The 23,416-nt window shown below is 57.3% G+C and carries 23 protein-coding genes; 8 read left to right on the plus strand and 15 right to left on the minus strand.

Annotation, left to right across the window (positions count from 1 at the left end; translation table 11 throughout):
- Positions 1–185 precede the first annotated feature (185 nt).
- Together METFOR_RS14325 and METFOR_RS14330 are read right to left on the minus strand one after the other, a co-directional pair.
- Positions 186–518, minus strand: coding sequence for an EamA family transporter (locus tag METFOR_RS14325; RefSeq protein WP_015284240.1), 333 nt, complete (start codon positions 516–518; stop codon positions 186–188).
- Entirely contained in the window at positions 518–1,093 is a 576-nt protein-coding gene (locus tag METFOR_RS14330) for a DMT family transporter (RefSeq protein WP_148277557.1), read from the minus strand. The genes METFOR_RS14325 and METFOR_RS14330 overlap by 1 nt, the downstream gene beginning before the upstream one ends.
- On the opposite strand from METFOR_RS14330, the gene METFOR_RS00985 reads away from it, so the two are divergent.
- The 5 genes from METFOR_RS00985 to METFOR_RS01005 all read left to right on the plus strand — a co-directional run bounded on the left by METFOR_RS00985 (position 1,080) and on the right by METFOR_RS01005 (position 7,329).
- Positions 1,080–2,051, plus strand: a complete 972-nt coding sequence (locus tag METFOR_RS00985; protein ID WP_015284242.1) for an EF-Tu/IF-2/RF-3 family GTPase — start codon at positions 1,080–1,082, stop codon at positions 2,049–2,051. The two genes, METFOR_RS14330 and METFOR_RS00985, sit on opposite strands and share 14 nt — an antisense overlap.
- 297 nt (positions 2,052–2,348) lie before the next feature.
- Positions 2,349–2,918 (plus strand): LemA family protein, encoded by a 570-nt coding sequence (locus tag METFOR_RS00990; RefSeq protein WP_015284243.1) that lies wholly within the window; start codon positions 2,349–2,351, stop codon positions 2,916–2,918.
- Positions 2,919–2,931: 13 nt separating this feature from the next.
- Positions 2,932–4,755 carry a DUF2207 domain-containing protein gene (locus METFOR_RS00995; protein ID WP_015284244.1) on the plus strand — a complete coding sequence of 608 codons (1,824 nt, stop codon included), beginning with the start codon at positions 2,932–2,934 and terminating at the stop codon, positions 4,753–4,755.
- A 105-nt stretch (positions 4,756–4,860) separates the two neighbouring features.
- Positions 4,861–5,445, plus strand: a complete 585-nt coding sequence (locus tag METFOR_RS01000; protein WP_015284245.1) for a PPC domain-containing DNA-binding protein — start codon at positions 4,861–4,863, stop codon at positions 5,443–5,445.
- Between the two features lie 39 nt (positions 5,446–5,484).
- Positions 5,485–7,329, plus strand: a complete 1,845-nt coding sequence (locus METFOR_RS01005; RefSeq protein ID WP_015284246.1) for a YgiQ family radical SAM protein — start codon at positions 5,485–5,487, stop codon at positions 7,327–7,329.
- Positions 7,330–7,353: 24 nt separating this feature from the next.
- On the opposite strand, the gene METFOR_RS01010 is transcribed toward METFOR_RS01005, so the two are convergent.
- Complete coding sequence (locus METFOR_RS01010; RefSeq protein ID WP_048111054.1) at positions 7,354–8,703, minus strand: mannose-1-phosphate guanylyltransferase/mannose-6-phosphate isomerase; 1,350 nt, start codon at positions 8,701–8,703, stop codon at positions 7,354–7,356.
- 79 nt (positions 8,704–8,782) lie between these two features.
- Positions 8,783–10,684, minus strand: a complete 1,902-nt coding sequence (asnB, locus tag METFOR_RS01015) for an asparagine synthase (glutamine-hydrolyzing) (protein WP_015284248.1) — start codon at positions 10,682–10,684, stop codon at positions 8,783–8,785.
- Positions 10,685–10,863: 179 nt separating this feature from the next.
- On the opposite strand from asnB, the gene METFOR_RS01020 reads away from it, so the two are divergent.
- Positions 10,864–11,316, plus strand: coding sequence for a GNAT family N-acetyltransferase (locus tag METFOR_RS01020; RefSeq protein ID WP_015284249.1), 453 nt, complete (start codon positions 10,864–10,866; stop codon positions 11,314–11,316).
- 387 nt (positions 11,317–11,703) lie between these two features.
- On the opposite strand, the gene METFOR_RS16165 is transcribed toward METFOR_RS01020, so the two are convergent.
- Positions 11,704–11,802 carry a DUF3387 domain-containing protein gene (locus METFOR_RS16165; protein WP_148277706.1) on the minus strand — a complete coding sequence of 33 codons (99 nt, stop codon included), beginning with the start codon at positions 11,800–11,802 and terminating at the stop codon, positions 11,704–11,706.
- Between the two features lie 54 nt (positions 11,803–11,856).
- Here METFOR_RS16165 and METFOR_RS15700 point away from each other — a divergent pair, with 54 nt between their 5' ends.
- Positions 11,857–12,228, plus strand: coding sequence for a hypothetical protein (locus METFOR_RS15700; protein WP_052310732.1), 372 nt, complete (start codon positions 11,857–11,859; stop codon positions 12,226–12,228).
- A gap of 185 nt (positions 12,229–12,413) precedes the next feature.
- Here the strand turns inward: METFOR_RS15700 and METFOR_RS01030 are convergent, their stop codons facing one another.
- The 10 genes from METFOR_RS01030 to METFOR_RS01075 all read right to left on the minus strand — a co-directional run bounded on the left by METFOR_RS01030 (position 12,414) and on the right by METFOR_RS01075 (position 22,284).
- Complete coding sequence (locus METFOR_RS01030) at positions 12,414–13,739, minus strand: COG1470 family protein (protein WP_015284251.1); 1,326 nt, start codon at positions 13,737–13,739, stop codon at positions 12,414–12,416.
- 328 nt (positions 13,740–14,067) lie between these two features.
- Positions 14,068–14,565 carry a carboxymuconolactone decarboxylase family protein gene (locus tag METFOR_RS01035; RefSeq protein ID WP_015284253.1) on the minus strand — a complete coding sequence of 166 codons (498 nt, stop codon included), beginning with the start codon at positions 14,563–14,565 and terminating at the stop codon, positions 14,068–14,070.
- A gap of 14 nt (positions 14,566–14,579) precedes the next feature.
- On the minus strand, positions 14,580–15,518 hold the full coding sequence (locus tag METFOR_RS01040) for a methanogenesis marker 7 protein (RefSeq protein ID WP_015284254.1): 939 nt from the start codon (positions 15,516–15,518) through the stop codon (positions 14,580–14,582).
- The gene (locus METFOR_RS01045; RefSeq protein ID WP_015284255.1) at positions 15,515–16,099 is read right to left on the minus strand and encodes a methanogenesis marker 17 protein; all 585 of its coding nucleotides are present in this window, start codon (positions 16,097–16,099) and stop codon (positions 15,515–15,517) included. The genes METFOR_RS01040 and METFOR_RS01045 overlap by 4 nt, the downstream gene beginning before the upstream one ends.
- A gap of 1 nt (position 16,100) precedes the next feature.
- Positions 16,101–17,339, minus strand: coding sequence for a methanogenesis marker 15 protein (locus METFOR_RS01050; protein WP_015284256.1), 1,239 nt, complete (start codon positions 17,337–17,339; stop codon positions 16,101–16,103).
- Entirely contained in the window at positions 17,336–17,782 is a 447-nt protein-coding gene (locus tag METFOR_RS01055) for a methanogenesis marker 5 protein (protein ID WP_015284257.1), read from the minus strand. Before METFOR_RS01055 ends, METFOR_RS01050 begins: the two co-directional genes overlap by 4 nt.
- A 2-nt stretch (positions 17,783–17,784) precedes the next feature.
- A complete protein-coding gene (locus METFOR_RS01060; RefSeq protein WP_015284258.1) occupies positions 17,785–18,243 on the minus strand; it encodes a methanogenesis marker 6 protein in 459 nt (152 codons plus the stop codon).
- Positions 18,240–19,769, minus strand: coding sequence for a methyl-coenzyme M reductase-associated protein Mmp3 (mmp3, locus tag METFOR_RS01065; protein ID WP_015284259.1), 1,530 nt, complete (start codon positions 19,767–19,769; stop codon positions 18,240–18,242). Before mmp3 ends, METFOR_RS01060 begins: the two co-directional genes overlap by 4 nt.
- A gap of 8 nt (positions 19,770–19,777) precedes the next feature.
- Positions 19,778–21,391, minus strand: a complete 1,614-nt coding sequence (gene atwA, locus METFOR_RS01070) for a methyl coenzyme M reductase system, component A2 (RefSeq protein WP_015284260.1) — start codon at positions 21,389–21,391, stop codon at positions 19,778–19,780.
- A gap of 35 nt (positions 21,392–21,426) precedes the next feature.
- Positions 21,427–22,284: an HAD family hydrolase gene (locus METFOR_RS01075; protein ID WP_015284261.1), complete on the minus strand. Its 858-nt coding sequence runs from the start codon at positions 22,282–22,284 to the stop codon at positions 21,427–21,429.
- Positions 22,285–22,341: 57 nt separating this feature from the next.
- Between METFOR_RS01075 and METFOR_RS01080 the strand changes: the two genes are divergently transcribed.
- On the plus strand, positions 22,342–23,307 hold the full coding sequence (locus tag METFOR_RS01080; protein WP_015284262.1) for a ribose 1,5-bisphosphate isomerase: 966 nt from the start codon (positions 22,342–22,344) through the stop codon (positions 23,305–23,307).
- The last annotated feature ends 109 nt before the right edge of the window (positions 23,308–23,416 follow it).

A 23,416-nucleotide genomic window follows, 5' to 3' on the forward strand; every position in this document is an offset into this window, starting at 1 on the left:
GTGTTATTCGATTATAACCTTGAACTCGGGGGCAGTCTGGCACCTGTTTCGTGAAGAAAAAGCAGCAATACCGCTAAGGATCTTCCAATCATATTGTACGGTTTTTTTATGTAATCAATTTATCACAGGCAGCTACTAGGGACAGGACCATTCCTGTGCGGCACCCGGATCCCGCATCTGAAAAATCAGAAATAGAAAATAATCACTCCGAAACTGATGATGATGATCCCCAGCAGTTTGTTTCTGGTTGTTGGCTCTTTGAGGAATACGAAAGACAGGAGCGGGATGCAGATGTACGTCAATGATGTCAGGGCAAAAAAGACCTTGAGATCGAGGCCTTTCATGGCAAATATTGAGAGAAGTGCGGCTACAGCAAATAACAGGTATGCAGTGATTGAAAGAGGATGAAGGTACATCTTCTTCCTGGCGGCCGCTGCATCAACAGAGCCTTTTTTCAAAAGCAGATGAGCTATACTCGTGAGGATGATAACAACAAGGGTAAGGGCGAAATAAAACATCAGTCAGATGCCTCCTTATCCTTCACGAGATAAACGATACCAATGGAGATGATAATCAGGCCGCCAACATTGAAAGGGGTAACCGCCTCTTGGAAAAGGAAAAATGCTGCAATCAATACGATGAAGCTCACCAGGCTCCTGAATGGATAGGCAAAAGAGAGACTGAAGTGTCTCAGAGAGGCTTGCCAGAAGAGTACCTGGAGCCCCATCCCCCCCAGAATGATACAATAAACGATAAGAGTGGCATTAATACCGAAAAAGGTGCTTGAAGGTCCCAGCCCCGCGGCGAATTTCGTGCATACAGCCCCGAATGCCTGGATGAGAATGGAAATTATCAACAGAAAGAGGTAGAACTGAGATGGATTCGCTGCCCGGACTCTTTCAATAAAAGAGCCGATTCCTGGAAAATACATCACTAGGCATAGCATCTGGGGAAATATCACTGTTTGTTTTACCCACCGGATATCAGTATGCGGATCCCCCCGGGGGACAGCGTGAAAATCATTTGAAGGGCAGATCCGGGCTAAAATCCCTAATACTTGTACACGAATAGTTATTGTTATGTCCAACCTCACCGTCGCAATCCTCGCCCCCCCGGATTATGCCAAGGATCTGGGTAAGAAGGGGACGGCAAGTGACATCACCTTCTATAATCTTAAAAAAGGCGATGCAACGGTCACGTTCATCGAACCGACCCGGTATCCTGAGAAACTGTCCTCTCTCTTCTATGCAGTCTCCCTGTCGGACCGCATCATCCTCGTGGTCGATGAGATCAATGCAGCGTTTGGAGAATGCGTGCTGATGCTCCAGTCCGCTGGTAAATCGACCGGGTGGCTGATCCTCAAGAACTATATCTCACCCGACCAGATCGCCCCGCTCATCAAGGGCACGGTGCTTGAGCACTACGAGCTCCTCGAAGAGGACATGGTCGGGATCCGGGAAAAGATGCTTGAGATTTCGGTGAAGCAGACCGCCCACCAGAAGAGCCACGAAGGCGCCGGAAAGGGCATCGTGCCGGTGGACGCCCATTTCAATGTCAAGGGTGTCGGCGTTGTTGTCCTCGGCTCTGTTGCGCAGGGCAGCATTAAAAAACACGACATGCTCCGCGTCCTCCCCACGGATAAGACCGCCCAGATCCGCTCGATCCAGAAGCACGATGACGATGCCGAGTCAGCAGTGACCGGTGACCGCGTAGGACTGGCCCTGAAGAACATTGAGTCAGAGGACCTTGACCGCGGCTTTGTGCTCACCACAGATCCGGCCGTGCAGCATGCAAACACAGTGACCGGTAGGGCCCAGCTGGTGAAGTACTGGCCTGCCCCGCTCAAGGAGGGCATGGTACTGTATGCCGGACACTGGATGCAGTTCCTCCCGACACGGCTGGAGAAAACTGTTGTTGAAGGCGACTGGCGGATGCCGACTTTGACCCTCACGATGGAAAAGGATCTGGTCTATCTCCCTGGTGCCCGGATTGTGCTCCATTATCTGGAAGGCGGCAAGCTCCGGGTTGTCGGCTCGATGATTATCCAATAATACCCCGTTTTTTTAACGATCTGGAAAACAATCACTATCAGGGTTTGATCGATCAGGATTGTTTTTCGATTCGATAGATCTGTGACCTGAAGGGTGAGGGGAATTCCCGTGATTGTTTTAAATCACGATCCCGATCGCGATGAATTTTTTCAGGTAATGTCTGGCTGAAAACCAGCCTCCCTTTTTCTCCAGGTACTGGGTCTGCTGTTTTCTTGTGCGGGCATGATACCGGTATCGCTTCCTGCCGGTCGCCAATTACCTTATCACTCAAAACGATCATCAGTACAAGCGAGAACAATGCTGGAAGGAATCATTGGTTGGATTATCCCGGGCATCATTGTCCTGCTCATCATCGGACTCATCCTCTGGATTGTGAGCATCTACAACCGGTTTGTCAGCCTGAAGAACTCATCCGAGGCAACACTTGGCCAGATCCGGGTTGCCATGAAGAAGCGGCTCGACATGATTGACCAGCTGCTCGGCGCTGTCAAGAGCTATGCGAAGTTCGAGAAGGAGACACTCGAACGCGTCACCGCCATGCGGGCGAGCGTTGCAACAGCCGGCCCCGGCGACCTGAACAAGGTCGAGGCGGAATCCCGTTCCATCTTCGGCCGCCTCCTTGCGGTTGCCGAGAACTATCCCGACCTCAAGACCTCGACCACCGTGACAAGCCTCATGGACTCGGTCAAGGGCCTGGAGGAGGAGATCGCCCGGCAGCGCTACACCTTCAACAACATTTCGCAGGAGTTCAACACGATGATGGACACTATCCCCTCGAATTTCGTAGCAAAGATGATGCACCTTGTCAAGCTCGAATATCTCCAGTTCGAGGAAGCCATAAAGACCCCGCCGAAGATCGAGTTCTGACCGGGTAATTCCTGTGAGCGAGACACGACAACTGGGGCTGGTTGTCGGGGCAGGGCTTGCCCTTGGCATCATCGCCCTCATCCTCGTATTCATCCTCCCCCCACTCTTTGAAGGGGACCTCTCAGTCACCTCCTACGAAGCAGTCCTTTCCAACGACGGGACACTCTCCGAGCAGTACACGTATCACGTTGGTACCAGCGGAGAGTACCGGATGCTTTACCGTATCTGGGATGCCCCTCTCACCCTTACTGACAGCGTGGAGCCGTTTATCCGTTTCGTGGCTATGGAACCCGCTTCAGGGACAACCGGGTATATCCGTGACTCAAAGGGAACGGTAACCCTGTACGGGACATCTGCCAGTGAGTCATCCCGCAGCCGGCTGGAGGGCCTCGCAGAGTACAACGAGGTGGGGATCTACAATCCATCGTACTTCACTGCCAGCGAGTATCCTGCACGGTACTCGTACGTTCTCAGTCCCCCACTCGAGTATGATGCGTCTGCAACACACCTCAACCTGAAGCTGGCCGGCACAACACACATCCCGTATCGCAGCGTGAACATCATGGTCCCGGCGGCAGGGATCGACACGGTCTACGCCTATCCCCCCTCCCTTGAGGTTCGTAAAGCGGACGACAGCTATGTCATCACCGGAAGCCTTGCAGCAGACGAGATCCTGGCCGTCGAGATGCTTGGCACACAAGAGGCCTTCAGCAGGATCAAGGGATTCAGGTCAGAAATCCCCAACGTGAAAGAGAGTACCGCTTCAGGGGCATTCTGGTATAACCTCCAGTACTATGCCTCATGGCTCCTGAACGCCCTCAGCATGGTTGCAGTCATCCTTGTCCCCCTCCTGCTGATCGTGATATACCACAGGTACGGCAGGGAGAAGGAGTTCACGGTGCCTGCCTACCTGAGTACTATGCCGCGGACGAACCTGAAGCCTTGGCAGGTGAACCTTATCTTTAAAAATGATGCCACAGATTTTGACGCGGACGGGTACTATGCCACCCTGCTCGACCTCCACCGGAGGAAGAATATCACCATTACGGAAACCGACAAAGGCAAAGGAATCCAGATACGCGTCCTGTCCAAGAGCGGCACGGATACGTACGAGCAGCGCGTCATTGCGTTTCTCAACACCCTTGCCGAAGACGGGATTGTTGACACGATGCGGATTACAGGGCTGACAAAACGGGCGGAGACTGAACGGAGCGCCGAGGAGACTGCGCTCCGGTACCAGCGCTCTCTTTCCGATGTGACCAGCCGGGTGGATACCTCGCTCTCCGGCGAGTACATCGTGGATGGCAGGGACCATGTTGTCCCCCTCCTATTCGGGGCGTTCGTTATGCTCGGGATAACCATTATCCTCCTTCTTGTCACGCCCATGCTGTCGTATATCCTCCTTCCCACCCTGGCGCTCTGGATCGTTGTCGTTGTCCAGGCAGTGATTGCCTTTGCGGCCCCGACAACCCTCTTCGGGCACTGGAAGGACGACCATTACAGCGACAAGCTGGAGTGGGACGCCTTTACCCGGTTCCTCTCCAACATGGCAATGATCCAAAAGTACGCACCCGCCGACCTCCCGATGTGGGGCGAGTGGCTCGTGTATGGCACGGCTCTTGGCGTTGGTGAGAAGGTCGAAGCCGCGATGAAGGCCCTCAACATCAATATCCCCGAGACGGGAGTGCCGCTCGGGGTCATGGGCATGACCCATGCCTTTGTCCCGCTCTCAACGTTCTCGCCGCCCAGCCAACGCAGCTCGGGTAGCGGGGGATTTGGCGGAGGCGGTTTTGGTGGCGGTGGAGGGTTTGGCGGCGGAGGTGCCGGGGGCCGCTGACCCCCCCCTCCTGCCGGCGACGTGCTGTGCCGGGCACATTTTTCCTGCCGTATATGATATAAACCGGGGCACACCATATCAATACCAGATATCGGATCTGATGATATGCAATACACGGAAGGTCAGATCGGCCGGATCTTTGTCGTGAGAATCGACGACGGGGAAGACCTGTTAGCCTATCTCCGCCAATTCATTGCGGACAAGGGTATCCAGGCCGGTTCGATAGTCTTCCTTGGTGCCCTGATGGACGGGAAGATGGTGACCGGGCCCGAGAAGCCGGTCATCCCGCCCGACCCGCATTATGTCTTTTTTGAGGGAGGCTGGGAAGTCTTTGGCGTCGGGACCATCTACCCGGGGGAAATCGGCCCCTATATCCACTGTCATGCATCCGTGGGCCGCGCCGGCCATGCCCTGACCGGCTGCCTGCGTGAACGAGCTGTCACGTACCTTATTGTCGAGGCCGTCATCTACGAGATCACCGGCCTCTCTGCCCGGCGCGAGTTCGACCAAAAGATGCAGCTCCACCTCCCGGTCTTAAAAGACCCCGCCGCAAAGGACAATGGGCAAGCGACCCTGCCCGGGGAGGAAGGGGAGCCGGCAACACCAAGCGGGAAGAACAACGGGGAGAGCGAGCTGCCGGGCGGTCTTGCCGAGATCATCCGCGATCTTACCAAGAAACCGCCGGTGTAATCCACCCATGCCCATCCGGCCAGTGCAACCACGCTCTTTATGATCCCGCAGCCACATTTTCTCCCGATGTCCCGGGAAGAAGGAAAGCGGCTTGGCATTGACCGGTTCGACATTATTCTCATCACGGGCGATGCATATGTTGACCACCCGTCATTCGGGACCGCACTTATCGGGCGGACGCTGTGGGACGCCGGTTTCTCGGTCGGGATCATCGCCCAGCCCGACTGGAAGTCCGATGCGGATTTCACCCGGCTTGGGACTCCCCGCCTCTTCTTTGGCCTCTCTTCCGGCAATGTCGACACAATGGTGAACAACTTCACCCCGAACCGGAAGCGGAGGAGCGATGATGTCTATTCACCGGGCGGGGTCCCGAAGCGTCCGGACCGGGCCGTTATTGTCTATGCCAATAAGGTGCGGCAGCTCTTCCCCGGTATTCCTGTTGTTCTTGGCGGGATCGAGGCGAGCCTCCGCCGATTCGCGCATTACGACTACTGGCAGGACCGGGTGCGGCAGGGGATTCTTGCTGATGCCCCTGCCGATATCCTTGCGTTCGGGATGGCCGAGCGGCAGATGGTGGAGATTGCCCGCAGGCTCGGTGCCGGCGAATCCGTGAAAGCCCTTCGCGATATACGGGGAACTGCTTATACCATGGAACTTGCCGAATGGAGAAGCAGCCCCCCGTCAGGGATCGTGGAGATCCCCGGCTTCTCCGAGGTCTCCGGGAGCAGGCAGGCCTATGCCCGGGCATTCGCCCTCCATTATGCCGAACAGGACCCGGTGCGGGGGAGGGCCGTTGCCCAGCCCCACCCGAAGACGGTCATCATCCAGAATCCCCCTGCCCTGCCGATGGGCACACCGGAACTTGACCACATTTACGAGCTTCCCTTTTCCCGCGAGGCTCACCCATCCTACAAGCAGCCTGTCCCGGCACTCGAGCCGGTCCGGTTCTCGGTGGCAAGCCATCGTGGATGTTTTGGCGCCTGCTCGTTCTGTGCCCTCACACATCACCAGGGACGGATTGTCCAGTGCCGGAGCAGAGAATCCCTGGTGCGGGAGGTAACCCGGATGACGAAGATACCGGGATTCAAAGGCATTGTTCAGGATGTCGGGGGCCCGACGGCAAACATGTACGGCATGTACTGCGATCTCTGGGAGAAGGCAGGGGCCTGCCGGGACAAACAGTGCGGCCCGGCCTGCCGGACCCTCCATGCAAGCCATGCAGCCCAGTGCGATCTCCTGATGGCTCTCAGAAACATTCCCGCCGTTCGGAAAGTCTTCATCAGCTCTGGTATCCGCTACGATCTCGTGGAGGCAGATCTGGGGGAGTACCTTGGACTGATTTGCGACCACCATGTCTCCGGTCACCTGAAAGTGGCTCCGGAACATATCTCGCCTTCCGTGACGAAATTGATGAACAAACCCCCGCAGGAAGTCTTTGATCGGTTCCGCAAACAGTTTGCACACCTGCAGGAAGGAAAAGCAAAGAAGCAGTACCTTGTCCCCTATTTTATGTCCGGTCATCCGGGATGCACCGTCCGTGATATGGTCAGGCTGGCCGAGTATATCCGGGACAACAATCTCTATACCGAGCAGGTACAGGACTTCACCCCGACTCCGATGAGCGTCTCGACATGCATGTATTATACCGGGCTTGATCCGTTCACCGGAAAGCCCGTGCACGTGGCAAAGGGAAGGGAGAAACAGGTTCAGCGTGCCCTGCTCCAGTACCGCGAACCGCGGAACCGCGGACTGGTCGTCGAAGGGCTGGTGGCAGCAGGACGCAAAGACCTTATCGGCAGCGGTCAGGAGTGCCTGGTCCGGGAGAACACCGGTTATTCCTCAGGAAGTTTGGGGAAGAACCGCAAATCAGCAAAAAAGAAATAACCTGATCGTCTCAAGGCAGTTCTGTCATTTCCTGCCGTATTCATCATCGAACCGGACGATATCGTCCTCTTCGAGATAGTCGCCGAGCTGGACCTCGATGACCTCAAGGGGGATGAGGCCGGGGTTCTTCAGCCGGTGTTTCATTCCGCTGTGGACATAGGTGCTCTCCCCCTTCCGCAACAGCTTTTTCTCGCCGTTCAGCTCGATCTCGGCAGTCCCGTTCACCACGACCCAGTGCTCGCTCCGGTGATGGTGGAGCTGGAGGGAGAGCCGCTCCCCGGCCCTGACGGTCACCCGCTTGATCTTGTACATCGCGCCCTCCTCGAGGACCGTGTACGAGCCCCACGGGCGGTGTACCTGGCGATGGAACTGCGTCACCGGGTCATTCTTCTGGTTGAGCCGCGTGACTAGATCCTTGACCTGTTCTGCCTGTCGGTTATGGCAGACTAGGAGGGCATCGGTAGTGTCCACAACGATGAGATCGCTCACCCCGATCAGGCCGACGTGTTTGCCCGGCGCATGCACGTAATTGTTCCGGGCGGCGAGGTACTCGGCTTCCCCGACATTTCCATCACGGCCATGCTGTTCTGTCTCGTACAGGGCCCTGAATGTACCGAGATCATTCCACTCCGCTTCGAGCGGCACCACGGCAACCTTCTTTGAGTGTTCCAGCAGCCCGTAATCGATGGAGATGGCGTCAAGCGATCCATAGTCCGGATCCTCCCCCCCGCCCAGAGCCCCGGAGAGCCCGGGCTGGTATTTTTTGAGTTCGGCAAAGAAACAGTCTGTCGAGAGGAGGAAGATCCCGCTGTTCCAGAGATAGTTCCGCTTGACATACTCCTTTGCAGTTTTCTCATCAGGTTTCTCTTTGAACTGGTCGACAACATTTCCCAGGGGGAGTTTTTTCCCTTGCTTGATATACCCGTACCCGGTATGGGGAGAAGTCGGTTTGACGCCAAAGGTGACAAGGTATTTTTTTGCCACTGGATCAGCTGCACGGATCTGGTCGAGGGCGGCCTCACCCAGGATGTGATCGCTCGGGAACACCGCGGCTGTTGCGTGGGGATAGGCCTCCCGGATACGCTGCAATGCCCACCCGATAGCGGGCAGAGTGTTTTTGCCTTCCGGTTCAACAAGCAAGCGGGAATCGTTAAGGGTGTACCCAAGTTCCTCTACCTGGTTACGGACAAGGTACTGGTGGATATCGTTTGTCACAACCCAGATGTTTTCCGGTCCCGAGAGCCGGACCGCCCGCTCATACGTCTTCTGGAAGAGCGAGGGGCCGCCAAGCTGGATGAACTGCTTGGGGTAGTATTCCCGGGAGAGCGGCCAGAGTCGTGTCCCGACACCGCCGGCAAGGATGATGGATTTCATGGGACGCCTGAAGAGAATCCGGAATGAATCCGGCATCCACCGGAACTCCGGAACTCGTTATATATCTGTCGGGAAATGATCATTTATAGGATTCGCTCTCTTTCTGCACCAGGGAAAAGCCCGGCATCCTCTCCTGAGACCTTATACGGCTGTTTGTTGCCAAGGCAGGGCGCTGGTCAAAGAATTTTTGGAGCCACAACTCGGTGTTGACGATCCGCCAGATCTCGGGGGAGTAGGGGGACTTTCCCTCAAGGAACGCGAGGTAATCCCGGATCACCGCGCCGGCATCCCAGTACGGCCGCATCCGGAAGGTGTCTTGAGAAAGGACCTGCAGGATGAACGGGCGGAGATCCTCTTTCATCCAGACCTCCTCCGGTGTCACAAACCCCATCTTGTCCATCCGGCAGCGGATCGATTCCGGAACAATTCCTTTGATGGCATGGCGGAGGCAGGTCTTCGTGATTCCGTGCCGGATCTTCTGGTTCAGCGGCAGGGCTGCGACATATTCCACGAACCGGTAATCGAGGAAGGGCACGCGTGACTCGATCGAGAATGCCATCGAGTTCCGGTCCTCGTAATGGAGGAGCGAGGGCAGATTGGTTGCGGTGAGTTCGCGGTGGAGTACATGGTCAAGGCTGCCGTTATATCGCAGGATACTCTCCGCCTTGCAGGTCAGGAGACCCCGGCGTGCTTTCCGCTCGCGGAGCTGACCCAGCGCGGAACGGAAGAACCCCCGGTGACGGCTCATGCTGCCGGCCAGTTCCTGTACTGCCGTCAGCCACCGGAACGAGCGGAGGAGCGTTGCCAGATACGTTCCCTGGTACGCGATATACCCGGCAAGGAGCTCGTCTGCGCCCTGACCGTCAAGGACGACTTTCACGTTCTTTTGTGCAAGCCGCATCACGCAGTACTGCGCATAGATGGAGAGGGAGCCAAACGGCTCGTCCTGAACCCAGACCAGGTGATCGATGTCGTCCCAGAGCTGTCCGGCCGAAGGTTCGACCCGGTGGGCATCGACCCCGGTTGCCTGCACGATCTCGTCAATATAGCGGCTCTCGTCAAACCTCCTGTCAGTGAAGACCGCGGAGAAGGTCTTCTGCCGGGAACCGACGCTTGCCGGGGCGTCCTTCCTGATGATGTCGTTGATGAGCGCGGTTAATGTCGAGGAGTCGATCCCCCCCGAGAGGCAGGTCCCGACCGCCACATCGCTCCGGAGGTGGATCCGGGTTGCATCGTGGAGGAGATCGAGAAGCCGGGACACGGCCCCGGTTTCCGCAGCTTGAGAATGCACCGCAGGACTGACCTTCACATCCCAGTACCGGACCGGCTGCTTTGGTCCGTCTGCATCCACGACCAGATAATGAGCCGGCAGGATCTGGGAGATGCCGTCGAACATGGTCCGGGCCGAGTGGTCGAGCACGCCCCACGCCAGAAAGGTACCAAGCATCAGGTCATCGGGTTTTCTCCCGGCATCCGGGTGGGAGAGTAGGGCCTTGATCTCGGACGCGAACAAAAAGGACCCTCCCGCCTGCGTGTAATAGAACGGCTTGATGCCGAGCCGGTCCCGGGCACAGAAGAGCTGTTTCCTGTTCCCGTCCCAGAGGGCGAAGGCCCACATGCCGTTGAACCGCGAAAGGCATCCTTCGCCCCACTCCTCATAGGCGTGCAGGATGACCTCGGTGTCGGAATGCGAGTGGAAATGGTGGCCTTTTTGCAGCAGCTCTTCGCGGAGCTCCACGAAATTGTAGATCTCGCCGTTGAATACAAGCCAGAGCGTCCCGTCCTCGTTTGACATCGGCTGGAGCCCCTCGTCTGTGAGGTCGATGATGGCAAGGCGGCGGTGGACAAGGCCTGTGCTGTCGCAGATCTTCATCCCCTGCCCGTCGGGCCCCCGGTGGGCGAGCCGTTCGGCCATTGCAGCGAGAAGGTCACTATCCGGGGCCTTCCCGTCCAGACAGTACTGGCCTGCAATCCCGCACATTATGGTAAAGGTGGGTACCGTGGGATAATAAGTGTATGAGCAGGCAGATGTGACGGTTCGAAGATTTTCCTGATGGAAAATCTTCTCTTCCTCCTGGTTCTTCGAACCAGTCGGATCCCGCACGCTGATATAGTATCGTGTTCAAGGACTGTCCGGTAAGATGATCAGAGGCAGCAGTCATGACGGTTGAAGTCCGGGAACTCAAACCTGAAGAATTCTTTCTGGCTGAAAAGCTTTGGGAGGAGTACCGGGACCAGAAAGCAGACAAGGTACGTGAACGTATTTTCGGGATTTTCGAAGATGGTCGGCTTGCTGCGACTGCACGGCATACCCTCCACCCGGATGGCGTGGAGATGGATTGTGTCTTTGCGTCGGAAAAGTACCGGGGGAAAGGATATGCACGGGTGGCTGTCGAGGCACTGCTGAAGGCATGCGCATCAGAGGAGATATTCATCCATTCAACGCTGGTCCTCATCCCGTTCTACAAGAAGCTGGGATTTGTGCCCATCCCTGAGGATGATCTCCCGCGGACGATCCGGGAGCGATTCCTGTTCTGTTTCGGGGAGATGGCTGGCTGTAATGTCTGTCCTATGGTTCGGGTTAAACAGCCGGAGGCAGCGACTACGCCATGATTACAGGTGATATTCCGGTCTTGGACTGACATATGAGCTATTTCTGGAAGGGTGGTATGATGGATGTGACGCCTCTCATCACCACGCCCACTTTCGAAACAGTTGCGGCATCGTCCGCAGTCAGGGGTGAGGTGCAGACATATAAACGATTTCTCACCGAGTACCTCCCGCTTTTTTAGGTCAACCTGAACCACGAATTGGCCCGTTTGGGTTAATTTCAAGGGATATGCGTATGCACTGAGTGGTGGAGAGTACCAAGACTCCCCGGAAGAAAGGGGGGATCCGGGGGCGGGTTCAACAGAGTTCATTTCTGCCTCCGATTGGCCTTTATCCGGACCTGACCAGTAAGGTCTGCCTGATTTTTTTTGAGCAGGGTCTGGTTGATTGTTACGCACTAATCTCAGCGCACAGGAGCTCAGCTTGTTCAAGAATGGATATCACGGCTTTTGGTTGCTTGTCCTGGGGATAGTTGTATTTTATCAGGATCCGCTTGCAGACCCCGCCGGGTACCGGACCTGATTCAGTCTCAGCGAGGTCTTCATGGCCTGCCTCCTTGCAGGGACCATCGCGGTTCCTGTCGGGATCTGGTTTGCCGGGCGGACGGAACTCCCTCTAGCCTTCATCGGTGCGGGCATCCTGTTCCTGCCGCTCTTCATATTCCTGCCCCGGCTCGTCCGGTACGCCATGAAGGTGGACACGGACGCGGCTTCGAAGAATTCTTGCGAATTCTTCTCATCCTCGAATTGCGCTTCGCGCAGTTCTTCGGATCTGGACGCGTTCGGCAAGAACGAGCAGACAAAGAAGGTCTTCTGGACCCTCTTTCTTGCCACCGCCGGCCTTGTGCTGGCGCAGGTGCTCGACCCGGTGACAGCGCAGAAACTGGCGGAGATCCTTGCGGGGCTTGTCCCGTGAGGTTGTGATGCAAAACGAATAAACAGGCCGGGGATTCATCCCCCTGCCTGATAATAATCAAGGCATTTTCAAAAGAGAAGGTTATTCCATTTCCCTCTCCCCATCCTGCACTATGGCATTCCGGCACGATGCCACTCAGTGATGTCCGTGTCGTTTCCCGATGCTACTGCGCTCTTACTCCCCACTTAGGGAGAAGAAAAGAGGTTCAGGGATGGGATACCCGTATTCATATTCCCGAGGGTAATCTTGTATTCAAAGTTCTGGGTATTTTTTGGCGTTACGGAGAGCTGCCAGACTCCGGGCTTGCCCTCAACAGTATATATCACGGTGTACTGGACACTGGCCTCATGGTAGGTGGCTTCCTCCGATGAGGGTGATACAACCGGATCGCCATCAAGGTTGACGGATCCCCGGATAATCTTCTGGACCGGCCTGGCAGTCACGATCCCGTCGGGACCGGTGATCGTGGTCTCGAACGAGGGTTCGCGGATGGTGCTGGTTGCGATTGGGGCGGAATATCCTGAATAGCCCGAAGTGAGTTCTATGGAGACCGGTTCTGCTGCGTCCAGCGTGAACTGTTTCACATATGATGCTGTGGGCTGTTTCCAGATATTGAAGTTCAGCGATACCCGGCCCTCTCCCTGCATAAGAGACGGATCATCGATACCGAGGTCAATATACCCGTTCGAATAGCCTGTTGCGGTTGTGGGAACCTTCATGATAATTTCAAGAGTGCCGGTCGAGCCGGGCGGGATCGAAGAGGGTGCGATCAGCTGGAACGAGTCGGCAGTCAGGCCGGGTTCCGTGACACCGTATGGACCATACGAGATGAAACTGTCGCTGCTGATTTTCGGGGCCAGCTGAACGGACGACGCCCCGGTATTCTTGATCTCAGCCGTATACCGGTATTCTTTTCCTGCCTCAACCTGATCGGAGATATACTGGGGGGATATCTGGATTACCGGAGGTACGATGACATTCACGTTGAAATTCATCTGGTGGATATAGTTCGGGTAGGGTGTCGGGTAGGCCGAAGGGTATTCCTCGTCTGTAAAGACCAGGTTGGCGTTATATGGCCCCCGGGAAGCATCCGACGGAGCCGATACCTTCATGATGAATTTTATGCTCTCACCGGCAGGTACATCCGCGGAAGCCGGGGTGACGGTAATCCAGGAAGGATCCAGTTCATAGGGAATGTTGTACGGCTGCAGTGTGATTTTGGGCGTGAGCGTCACGGTTTTGCTATCCCGGTTCCTGACCGTGATGGTCATGTCTTTGGATTCCCCGGGTTTGAGGGCGAACTGCGTATATGCTGGGTTGATCTCCAGTTTCGTGTAGTTGCCTGCAGGAAAAGATATGGTTGCCGGTGTGGGTGCCGGTATGGGTATCGCCGTCACTACCTGCATAACTGCACCGGAATTGCCTGTCTGGTCCTCTGCTGCGCAAGCAGCCGGTGTAAGAAAAAGCAGGACCGCGGCTGCAATGATGATCGATATGCTGAATGATCTCATGAAAAACTCCTGTAGTTCGTGAGCGCCGGGGTGGCTCTGATAACCAGGGTATTCACCCCGTTGCTGATTGGCAATAGCTGTTCCGGTTCAGAGATTTACGTCTGAAATGAACACCTATAATACAATATTTTTTTATATTATATGTGCCATTCGAAATGAAATTTTAGCCAGATCATTGTTTCATAACCCGTCATTTGGCATCCCTGACCCGACAAAGACACCGATGGGACGTGTCTCTGAAATTGCGGCGCTCGGGATTGGCAGTGTTGTCTTCCTTGTCTCCAAAAAAAGAGCAATTTCCCGTTTTTATTCCCTGACCAAAGGCTATTTATGTTTCCCCCGACTTCTGTTTCTTTCCAGAGGCTGTTTTCTCTTTCTTCCCCCCGCCCACACCCTTCACCTCGCACGGCACGCACCGTTCGAGCTTCTCGTCAACGATACGATACGCGTTCGCGAGCACGGATGAGTTGGAGATCATGCCGGACAAGAGGATGACTTCGAGGATCTCCTCGCGGGTGGCCCCCATCTTGATCGCCGCCTGCATGTGGTAACCGGTACAGTGCGGGCACTTCAAGGCCGCACCCACGGCCATGCTGATCAGCTCCACGTACTTCGGGTCGAGCGGGCTGGTCTCCGCAACGGTCCCCTTGTACAGCAGGTGGGAGATGAGTACCTCAGGGCGCTCGCCCATCCTCCGGAAGATGAGCGGGACTTTCCCGTACTCCTCTTCGATGACCTTCATCCATTCTTCCGCGGTTACGTCTGCGCCCTGGGCAACAATCCGCGCAAGCTTCTCCTCAAATGTCTCTTTCGATGACTTTCCCATGCCAGTACCTCGTTTCAGACCGCAATGTTCGTCTCCGAGAACGGGAGCACCCTCACGATGATATAATCCCTCATCCGCGAGGGAAGGACCTCTGCCACTTCCCCGAGCATAATCCCATCTTCGATTGTCACCTTCTTCACCTTCTCTGCGAACGTGTCGTAGGGAAGCTTAACCCGGAGCCCTGCCATCTGGACGGTCAGCGGGGTCGGGGAGGTCACATGCAGGATCTCGGGAATCTGCTCCCGAATCAATCCCATGAGCCGGGCCGGGTAGACCGAGAGGGGATCCTTGGCAATCTCTTCCCGCTTCTTCTCAAGCACGCGGGTGATCTCGGCTATGATCTCGTCCAGCTTCGCAAGCTCATCGGCCTCCTTTGTCCGCCGCATGAACCGGCCCACGTTGCCCACGTACCCGTCTACCGGCGGACTGATGATCCGCTCCAGAACTTCCTTGTCCGGGCCGCCGCAGAGCACGATCGGCACCTCGATCCCGCGCCGGAGCGTGGGCATCTTGTACTCGATGCAGGTCTCGAAGTTGCCCATGAGGTAGACCGCGATGTCGTGCTCGTTGATCACGTCGCGTTCCTCATCGTTCAGGCCGGCGATCCGCTTCCCCGGCCCCCGAGCCAGGCTGACCATATTGCTCTTGGCCCCGAGCCTGCGGACATACTCAGCGATATCACAGGAAGGATGGGGGAGGTGATGGATCTCAAGGCTCATGCTCACGATGGCGATCTCGGTGCCGACAAGGGGCGAGTCCGTAACCTCTCCAAAAAGTGGCCGCGAGATCTGCCGGATCAGCTCGATGTCCTCGCGGGGCACAAAGCACTGGAGGACAACTTCCTGTGCGATGATGTGCTTCTGGACAATGTAGCCGCCTAGGTCCTCGATCAGATCGACGACGATGTCGTGCTGGTAGATGCCGCCCTTGTAGGTGACGGGGACGAGCGTCATGGCGGCACCTCGCCCATCAGCTTGAACTTTTCAGCAACCAGAGTCCCAATGTCCTCGGCCAGCGTGTTCTCGCTTGCCACGAATTTGAATTTCGTACCGGTGAAGACCTCGCTTCGGAGCCGGAAGCCCTCGGGGGCGATGCACCGGAGGGCGTAAATGAGATCCTTGTGGAGCGACTCGCTCGGGTCGGCCACCACGATCTCTTCGATCTCCTGGGGGGTAGCAGGAACATTGTACAGGATTACGGTGAAACGGTCAGGCTGCTCGACCTTCTCCTTGCCAAAGCGCTCCCAGAGGATCTTCAGCATCGGGGCCATGTAGGTCTCTTCCGAGATGACGAGCGTGATCTTCGTCTCCATCGGGTTCACATTGGCGAAGTCCCCGATCCGGACCCGTGTCGAGATCTTCTTTAAGGTCCCGACGGCAACGAAGACCGGCACCTTCGGGTCGATATAGATATGGAGCTTGTCGATGACTTTCATCAGGTTGTGGTCGAGCAGGACGTCGTTTGCGATCTGCGTGTAGTATTCCGCCCCCAGTGCCTCGGGGCATTCGACTTCGAAATGTTCTATGGCCTGCATCTCAACGTTCCCTGATAAACCCGGAAGCCAGCAGTGCCGATCCTACGGAGCCGATATACTGCGAATGGTGCGGGACAACCACCTTTGTCTGGAGGAGTTCGCCCATCGCGTGGACGAGCCCCTCGATCAGGGACGTGCCCCCGACCATGATGACCGGTTCCTTGATGTCCACTTCCTGCAGCTGCTGCTCGAAGACCTGCTCGGCCACGCTGTGGCAGGCAGCGGCGGCAACATCCTCGCGGGTTGACCCGGCAGCAAGGGCGTTCACCAGGCTCTGGGTGCCAAAGACGATACAGTAGCTGTTCATCGGCACCCGGCCGCCGAATCCTTTCATGGCGAGCGGGCCAAGCTCGGTGATCTCGACCCCGAGGCGTTTCGCTGTCATCTCGAGGAACCGGCCGCTTGCTCCGGCGCAGATGCCGCCCATGGTGAAGGTGCCCGGGATCCCGTCCATCACGGCGATGGCCTTGTTGTCCATGCCGCCGATATCGATGACCGTGGCAGGGCCGTGCTGTTTGTCCGCGAGGTAGACTGCTCCCTTCGAGTTGACGGTCAGCTCTTCCTGGATGAGGTCGGCGTTGAGGTCCTTCCCTACGAGAAACCGCCCGTACCCGGTGGTGCCAATTGCCTCGATCTCCTTCATTGTGACACCGGCCTCGGCAAGGGCGGAATCGACCACGGAACGGGCGCTCTTCAGCACTTCCGTTGTGGGAGTCCATCCCGTGCCGACAATTCTGTTGTCCTTCATGACCACAGCCTTTGTTGTGGACGAGCCTGAGTCAACGCCAAGGGTGATCCCCTGCTGGGTCTCCCGGGCAAGGAGCGCCCGCCGACGCGCGATGGTGGTCAGGGCCTCCATCCTTGTAAGGAGCGTGCCGGCAGTTGTCCGCTCGGTGAACGAATAGCTGACAACCGGGAGCTTCGAGTGCTCGTGGATGTAGCGCCGGAGTTCGTTCCGCACGATAGCGGCCTCGGCGCACCGGAAGCACGTTGCGATGAAGACAGCGTCAGCGTCCACCCTGCCCTCGACCAGGGCCTTTGCCCGGGCAATGGCAAGCTTCAGGTCGGGGCTCCGGACATCGAGCCCGAACGTGTCAAAATCCCGCTTGATGTCCTTTAAGGCAACGTCCGGGAAGAATACCTCGCCGTTCACTTCCTTTGCGGCAGCATCGATCTCGTGCTGGACACCGGAGTAATCGGGGCCGCAGGAGAGCTGGGCGATCCGTACCGGGGGGGTCATTTCTTACCTCCCAAGTCATTCAGGAAGCGCCTGATAGCTGCCACGAATTTCACGCCCTCCTCCTCGTTCTTCGGGTAGTCGAGGTCGAGCTTCGGGATGTCCTTCTGCCGGAGAAGGAACTTGATGAGCTCGTTCGTGCGGGCGCAGCCCATGCAGCCAAACGCGAGATCGGCATCGTTGATGATGATCGCGGCCTCACACTCCTCGATCATGGGGCCGTAGAGCGCCATCCGCCCCCGGACACCGGCCGGGACCTCGACGGCTGCCCATTTCAGGCCCTTCTTGGGCTCTTCGGGTGTGATCTGGAGGGGCGGGGACTCGAGTCCTGCGGTCTGGATGCGTTCGCGGACGGCAACGGCCGACGAGAGCGGTGTGTGGCCGTGCCGGGAGACGAGGTCAGAGAGGATCAGGCTTGTTGCGGGATAGATGAATACTTTTGCCATTGTCAGGACTCCTGTGCATCGATCAGTTTCTTCAGCGTGACGACATCCAGTGCCGGTTTGTCGAGCGGGTCTTTCGGTGCCGGGACGGTTGCGGCATCGCGTTTCTGCAGTTCTTCAAGGCCGTGCGAGACATAGGGGATGACAGTCATCTCGTACTCCATGCCATTGTAGCCGGGCCGGGCCCCCCCGAGGTTTGCCCGGCAGCGCCGGGAATCGCCCGGCGGGAATCCCCGGTCCTTGACAAAGATATGGCTCGGGTCCATCTTCCGGAGCTCGGAAACGATCCGGTCCACCTCTTCCTCCTTCCCGTTCACGACGAGTCCAAAACAGGTCTCCTTGATCATCACGCCTTTCGAGATCTCGTACCCCCGGAGGGCAAGGTCCGTGGGCGTGACCTCAAACGACTCCACCACAACGTATTTCGTTACAGTGCCGACATGGGTCGGAGTATAGTCTGTCACCGCTTCACCTCCCTGATATACACAGTCTCCCGCTCCTTGACTTTTTTCAGTTTCTCGGTATCGATCACGCGCCCGATGATGTTCGTCCCCTCGAAGGGTTCCGACGTTGGCCCAAACTCCCGGTTGGCTGACAGGCGGACGCCGACAAGCCCGGCACCCTTCCGGCCGTCGTTCGTTATCGCGAGCGCATTGGCCGGCGACTCGTCCACCGGCTGGTTCTCCGGGTTGATCCTGATACCGGGAGCGATTGCCGGTTTGAAGAGGACCACGTCGTCGAACTTGAAGAAGACTGGCATCATGCCGGCGTCGTGATCTTTGAGACCGGTGAATTTCCGGAAGACTTCGCAGCTCACCGGGGCTGCGGCATCATCGAGCTCGATATCGATGACCTTGTCCACCGGCGCTGTTGTCACCGTGGCGAGTCTCTCGTTTAAGACATCGAGCGTTGTGCCGGGCTCCTGCGAGACGATGATCCGGTCGTCTCCCTCTTTGTCGGTTTTCAGCGTGAAACCGGCTGCTGCAGCGATCTCCTTTGCCTTTGCAAGCGGCCGCCCGAGAAGGCTGATCCGCTCCGGCCGGACCATGACCTGGAGCACATCGTGCTCTTTTGCCAGTTTTACCAGCTCGATGCCGGAGACTACCTGACCGGCCATATTGTGGGCCGGGCTTGTCGGGGAATCCATCCGGTAGATGAACATTCCTCCGGCTGATTTGCCGGCATTGCGAATTGTGACAGCTCCCTCTCTCCGCGGCCTCCGGTACTCCTTCTGAAGTTCGTCCGGCCCGGCAAGGTGCGGGTCGAGGATATGGGTCGAAGCAGCCCGGCCCACGAAGAACTTTCCGTGCTGGAGGGTGACGAGCATGTGCTCTACGCTGGCCGCAGCTTCCGTTGTGATCGTGTCGGGGGCGTACCCTTGGGCAACGATCCCGACCCTCGTTACTACTTGCATGCCGTCTTCGAGAACCAGTTTCGGGTCGGTCGTAGTGAAGGAACGGCTGGTGTCTGCCCAGCTGATGACCGGTTCGATCTTCATGATCCGGTCGCCCGTGGAAAACCGGTCGAGTACTCCGCGCCCGCTGACAACCTTGCCGAGCACACCACCTTCCTCGTCCGCCCCGTGGTCGGCCGAATGCCGGGTCTTCGCAAAGATCAGGTACGACCGTTCCGGTTCGTACCCTCCGCAACCGAGGATGACATCACCCCTCTCATAAACGCGGGGCTTGCGGAGCGGGCGGATGGAGGACGGGAACGGGCCGAATGCCGCAGCATACCGGTCGCTCCAGTGGAGTGAAAGTTTAGGGAGAATATCCGGGGATTCGAGGCCGATGCCACCGGTACCCCCGAGTTCAATGGTAATCTCACCTGCAGTAGTGGAAATGGCAAGGATTGCAGTCTTCCTCTGCTCCTGCGTTGCCGGGCGGATGATACCCACTACGCAGTCCGGGGGGTGTTCGGAGAGGATGGCCTTCAGCGTGCTCCCTTTGGCCAGATCCATCTTCCTGCCATCAAGATGGATGGTGATCATGGGACACCTTATGCCTTGGGCTGGCCCATGACCTTCTTCTCTTCCTCAGTAAGGGCCGCAAGGACCTCGTTCGTCTTGCCGATCTGGACGATCTTGCCGCCCCGCATCAGGGCAAGCCGGTCGCAGATGTCCCGTACGAAGTCCATGTCGTGGGAGACCACGATGAACGTCTCGTCCATCTCCTCGCGGGAGTGCATGATGGAGTGCTTGACATCGACCTTGGTGATCGGATCCATGGTGCCCGTGGGCTCATCGAGGATAACGATCCGGGGCTCACGGATAAGTACCTGCGCCAGCGCCACCCGGTGCCGCTCTCCCTCGGAAAGCTGGCCGGGCATCCGGTCCAGGATCTCCTTGCTCTTATCCTCGGTGAATCCGGCCATTTTCAAGGTAACGAGTGCCTTCCTCATTGCCAGCTCCTTGGGGAATTCAAGGCCGATCGCATCGGTGAGGTTGTCAAGCACAGTCCGGTGGGGGAAGAGGTCGTACTCCTGGTGGAGGAGGCCGATGTAGCCGGTTGCCCTCCCGCGCTGGTCGATGCCGGGCTTGGTCATGTCGATCCATTCGTCGCCGATACGGACATTGATCTCGCCGCTTGTCGGCTCGATTAAGCCCGCCATGATTCCCGAGAGTGTGGTCTTACCGGCCCCGCTCTTACCAATGATGCCGAAGATCTCCTTCGCTGCCACCTCAAACGTGACGCCATTGACTGCTTTAACCACGCCCCGGTCCACTGAGATATACCGCTTCACGAGATCGCGAGCCACAACGATGTTGTCGCCGAGTTCCGTTTCATCGAACTTCTCGGTATCATCATAGCCTTTCATGAATTCGGTGATAACCTCTTTCGGAGCACCGATCTTAGCAATTTTCCCATCGACAAGAAGGATGGCACGGTCGGCAACATCCTCAATGACCTGGGAGAAGTGGGAGGTAACCACGATACCCATATTGTTGTTTTTCGCAGCATCATTGAGCATGGCGTGGACGATTTTCGCAGTACCCGGGTCAAGCGTACCGGTAGGCTCATCGGCAAAGAGCATGACCGGCTCCTTGGCCAGCTGCCGGGCGAGCACGACACGCTGCTTCTCCCCGCCCGAGAGATCACGGGCGATATGCATCATGCGGTGGGAGAGCTTTACCTGATCGATGAGGTCTGCCGCCCGGTTGATGGCTTTCTCGGGTGGGTAACCGATGTCATCAAGGGCGTGAAGGACGTTCTCGATGACACGGTCATCCCCGTACAGGGCAAAGGTACGCTGGAACATGATCGCGGTCCGCCGCATCACGCGCCGCTTGAGATTCTCGTTCCTCTCCTCCCAGAGATCAACATCCAGCGGCTCGAGTTTTCCCGCGCAATGGGGGCAGGCCTTCCCCGCAGAGCTGCCGACATCCATATGCTCGCATGATGGACAGGCCGCCATGTGATAAATGATCTTCCCGCTGGTCGGCGGCTGCTCGACCCCGCGGATGAGGTGCATCAGGACCGTCTTACCGGCCCCGCTCCTGCCGATAATCCCGAGGATCTCTCCCTCGCCAATCTCAAAGGAGATATTCTTGAGAACCCTGTTACCATCAAAATCCATGCAGAGGTTCTCAACCGTGATCAATGGAGCCTTCATAGTACCCTTGTATCTAATGTAGCACAGGTCGCATATTACCTTTTATATGATACACCGCTGCCGTCACGATCGCAAATTTTCCCCCCGGCAAGGAGATTCTCCACGATCTTCCTGACTTCGCTGACATTTTTCACCACGTAATCCGCTTCCTTGAACAGCTCCTCGGGGCGATCGCCCGGCTGTTCAATGGTCAGGATGGCGATATCGGCATTCCGCAGGGCAAAGAGGTCATTGATCCCATCACCCACCATGAGGACCTTGTCGTACTCCTGGCGGAGATCATGGACGATCTGTGCCTTGATCGAGGGTGTGGCAACCCCGTACACCCGGTCACGGGGGATGCCGAAATGGTCGGCCATCCTCTCAAGCTTGGTTACCCGGTCCCCGGACGCAATGAACGTGGGAATGCCCATGCGGTGAAGGGCTGTGATGGTCTCCTTTGCGCCGGGGAACGGCCAGCCTCCGGCAGTAATGGCGAACTCGACTGCCCGGTGCGCCATGTTGATGATCGCCCCGCTGTTGAGGGTGACCATCTCCTCCGCTTTGCATACGGACCAGACGTTCCGGATGCACTCCTGGAGGTCGCCTGCAAGAGCCCGGTGATCGGTATACAGTACGTCACCGATGTCCTCGGCAGTCAGGATCTTCCGGGTGCAGCTGACCCCAAAGCCGATATGCCGGTCGATCAGGTACTCGGACAGGAGCGTATCCGGAGGAACGGTCATCAGATCCTTGGAATGGACGGGGAGGACGATGAGCACACGGTCAGGAGAACTGAACGTCAGGGTGGTGGTCTCGATCCCCGGGAGCAGTTTCCTGTTGCAGATGTCCTTTGCAACGCGATAGGTAGAGAGGAGTGTTCCGGCACTGTCAAAGACAACGGCGACAGACATGGTGGCACCCGGCAATAACTCTTTGTAGTTCCCTGATAGATCGGATCAGTGAAGCTGATGACCGTACCTGAAACCGCTGAGAAGATAAAGAGCATGGAGATCCGGGGTGCCGGCAGGATCGCCCGGACGGCAGCCGAAGCCTTAAGGGATCATGCTCTCTCCCTGGCTGCCCCGGACACTGCAGCGTTCAAAAAGGAGATGGAACAAGCCGCAGCGCTGCTCGTCTCGACGCGGCCCACTGCCGTATCGCTCCCGAATGCCGTCCATTATGTCATGGCCGGCCTTGACCCGTCCGTGAACGTGGACGAGGCAAGGAACGGGGTTATCCACCGCGCCGAACAGTTCATCCAGTCCTCGCAGCATGCGGTGGAACGGATCGCCGGGTTCGGTGCCCGTCATATCCGGGATGGCGACGTGATCCTCACGCACTGCAACTCGGAGGTCGCCCTCGGCTGCATGATCGAGGCCCGCCGGCAGGGCAAGGAGATCGAGGTCTTTGCAACGGAAGTCCGGCCCCGGAACCAGGGGCACATCACGATCCGAACCCTGAACGATGCAGGGATCAAAACAAACTTCATCGTCGATTCGGCGGTACGGTCATTTATCAACAATGTCAATCTCGTCATTGTCGGGGCGGACGCAGTGACGGTGAATGGGGCAGTGGTCAACAAGATCGGGACCTCTCAGGTGGCCCATACCGCTGCCGAGGCGAGGGTGAACGTGATCGTTGCCGCTGAGACCTACAAGTTCGCACCCCGGACCGTTGTCGGGGAACTGATTGAGATCGAGGAACGACCCCCCAACGAAGTCCTGCCTGACGAGATCGCACGGACGCTGCCGAACGTGACGGTCCGCAACCCGGCATTCGATGTCACCCCGCCGGAATATATCGACCTCATCGTCACCGAACAGGGGGCCATCCCGCCGCAGATGGCCTACGTGATTATCCGCGAGTATCTCGGGTGGGAGATCGGGGAATTTAACCCGGGCGGTGGTTCCCCAGCGGGTTTCAACGGGGAATAATTGCTATCGGCAGGGAAGAGGAAAACCGTATATGGCTACCGGTCACCGGACCGTCAGTTTCATATAATTCTCCGGCAGGGTATTCCACTCATCACTGTTTTTCTCTCAT

The sequence above is a fragment of the Methanoregula formicica SMSP genome (genome assembly GCF_000327485.1).
Lineage (GTDB): Archaea > Halobacteriota > Methanomicrobia > Methanomicrobiales > Methanospirillaceae > Methanoregula > Methanoregula formicica.

What these genes read in the sequence shown, in the direction of transcription:
- METFOR_RS14325 (WP_015284240.1), bottom strand. Translation starts at nt 518, where the DNA reads ATGTTTTATTTCGCCCTTACCCTTGTTGTTATCATCCTCACGAGTATA.
- METFOR_RS00985 (WP_015284242.1), top strand. Translation starts at nt 1,080, where the DNA reads ATGTCCAACCTCACCGTCGCAATCCTCGCCCCCCCGGATTATGCCAAG.
- METFOR_RS00990 (WP_015284243.1), top strand. Translation starts at nt 2,349, where the DNA reads ATGCTGGAAGGAATCATTGGTTGGATTATCCCGGGCATCATTGTCCTG.
- METFOR_RS01000 (WP_015284245.1), top strand. Translation starts at nt 4,861, where the DNA reads ATGCAATACACGGAAGGTCAGATCGGCCGGATCTTTGTCGTGAGAATC.
- METFOR_RS01005 (WP_015284246.1), top strand. Translation starts at nt 5,485, where the DNA reads ATGATCCCGCAGCCACATTTTCTCCCGATGTCCCGGGAAGAAGGAAAG.
- METFOR_RS01010 (WP_048111054.1), bottom strand. Translation starts at nt 8,703, where the DNA reads ATGAAATCCATCATCCTTGCCGGCGGTGTCGGGACACGACTCTGGCCG.
- asnB (WP_015284248.1), bottom strand. Translation starts at nt 10,684, where the DNA reads ATGTGCGGGATTGCAGGCCAGTACTGTCTGGACGGGAAGGCCCCGGAT.
- METFOR_RS01020 (WP_015284249.1), top strand. Translation starts at nt 10,864, where the DNA reads ATGACGGTTGAAGTCCGGGAACTCAAACCTGAAGAATTCTTTCTGGCT.
- METFOR_RS15700 (WP_052310732.1), top strand. Translation starts at nt 11,857, where the DNA reads ATGGCCTGCCTCCTTGCAGGGACCATCGCGGTTCCTGTCGGGATCTGG.
- METFOR_RS01030 (WP_015284251.1), bottom strand. Translation starts at nt 13,739, where the DNA reads ATGAGATCATTCAGCATATCGATCATCATTGCAGCCGCGGTCCTGCTT.
- METFOR_RS01035 (WP_015284253.1), bottom strand. Translation starts at nt 14,565, where the DNA reads ATGGGAAAGTCATCGAAAGAGACATTTGAGGAGAAGCTTGCGCGGATT.
- METFOR_RS01040 (WP_015284254.1), bottom strand. Translation starts at nt 15,518, where the DNA reads ATGACGCTCGTCCCCGTCACCTACAAGGGCGGCATCTACCAGCACGAC.
- METFOR_RS01045 (WP_015284255.1), bottom strand. Translation starts at nt 16,099, where the DNA reads ATGCAGGCCATAGAACATTTCGAAGTCGAATGCCCCGAGGCACTGGGG.
- METFOR_RS01050 (WP_015284256.1), bottom strand. Translation starts at nt 17,339, where the DNA reads ATGACCCCCCCGGTACGGATCGCCCAGCTCTCCTGCGGCCCCGATTAC.
- METFOR_RS01055 (WP_015284257.1), bottom strand. Translation starts at nt 17,782, where the DNA reads ATGGCAAAAGTATTCATCTATCCCGCAACAAGCCTGATCCTCTCTGAC.
- mmp3 (WP_015284259.1), bottom strand. Translation starts at nt 19,769, where the DNA reads ATGATCACCATCCATCTTGATGGCAGGAAGATGGATCTGGCCAAAGGG.
- atwA (WP_015284260.1), bottom strand. Translation starts at nt 21,391, where the DNA reads ATGAAGGCTCCATTGATCACGGTTGAGAACCTCTGCATGGATTTTGAT.
- METFOR_RS01075 (WP_015284261.1), bottom strand. Translation starts at nt 22,284, where the DNA reads ATGTCTGTCGCCGTTGTCTTTGACAGTGCCGGAACACTCCTCTCTACC.
- METFOR_RS01080 (WP_015284262.1), top strand. Translation starts at nt 22,342, where the DNA reads ATGACCGTACCTGAAACCGCTGAGAAGATAAAGAGCATGGAGATCCGG.